Genomic DNA, 1,344 nt, shown 5'->3' on the forward strand with positions numbered 1-1,344 from the left:
CCTGCCTCTTCCAGACGCTCGGCCCACTCGATGTTGTTCTGCTCGTCAAAGCGGGCGCGGAGCTCCATGAGCACCGTGACCTCTTTGCCGTTCTCGGCGGCATCGATCAGCGACTCGCATAGGCGGCTCTGCTTGGCCACGCGGTAGAGCGTGATGCGCAACGAGATGCACTCGGGATCGTAGGCTGCCTCGTGTACCAGATCCAGGAACGGATTCATGGCCTCGTAAGGGTAGAAGAGCAGCTTGTCGTGCTGCAGCACCTGCTCGCGGATGGAGCGGGTCATGTCGATGGTGGGGTTGGGCTGTGGCTTAAACGGCGTAAAGAGGAGCTCGTTGCGCAGGTGCTCGGGAATCTTGCCCTCAATGCCAAAGACGTAGCCCAGGTTGAGCGGGATATCGCAGGTAAAGACAGAGCGGCGCGAAAGCTCGAGCGCCTTGCGGATAGTCTTGAGCGTCGCCTTCTCGAGCGACCCCGAGACCGCGAGCACTACCGGCTGCAGGCGCAGGCGCTTCTTGAGAATGCGCTTCATGTGCTGGCGGTAGTCCTCTTCCTCTTCGATGCCCTCGCCGTCCGGATCGATGTCGGCGTTGCGGGTGACGCGGATCAGCGCACGATCCAGCGGCTTATAGGAGCCAAAGCAGCTGTCCAGGCAGGCGAGGATGACGTCCTCGAGCAAGATGTAGGAGTAGGTGCCGGTGGGCGAGGGGATCTCGACCACGCGGTTCATCGAGGCGGGAATCTCGATAAGGCCCAGTAGGCTCTCCTCGTCGGTGGCGCCGTCCAGACCACAGGCCAGATAGAGCGCGCCGTTGCGCAGGTTGGGGAAGGGGTGGCGAGGATCGATGACCAGCGGCGAGATGACCGGCGACACGTAGGCCTGGAAGTAGCGGGTTACAAAGGTGCGCTCCTCGGGCGTAAGCGAATCGATGTGGGCGCGGTGAACGCCCAAGGTGTCGAGCTTGCCCTCGATGCTCTTAAAGATGGACTCCCAACGGGTAAGGAGCCCGGGCATTTCGGCCATGACAGCATCGACCTGTTCGGAGGCGGTCATATTGCTCTTGTTGTCGACAGGCTGTTTTTTGAGCTCTGCCAGATCGGACAGGCCGCCCACGCGCACCATGAGAAACTCGTCGAGGTTAGACTCGAAAATCGACACGAACTTTAGACGCTCGAACAGCGGAACGGTCTCGTCGAAGGCTTCGTCAAGCACACGGTTGTCAAAGCGCAGCCAGCTAAGCTCTCGGTTTTGCGTATATGAAAAATCACGCGGCGGCTTGCGCAGCTTTGCGGCGGCTTGCTTCTTTTCGATTTTGCTCGGCATATGCATCTGTCCGTTCAGTCCC

At 60.3% G+C, this 1,344-nt stretch carries 1 pseudogene; it reads right to left on the reverse strand.

Annotation, left to right across the window (positions count from 1 at the left end):
* Positions 1-1,322, reverse strand: a pseudogene (locus ACT84W_RS10225) (polyphosphate kinase 1); the annotation flags it as partial.
* Positions 1,323-1,344 lie beyond the last annotated feature (22 nt).

This window comes from Paratractidigestivibacter sp., assembly GCF_052362415.1.
GTDB lineage: Bacteria > Actinomycetota > Coriobacteriia > Coriobacteriales > Atopobiaceae > Paratractidigestivibacter.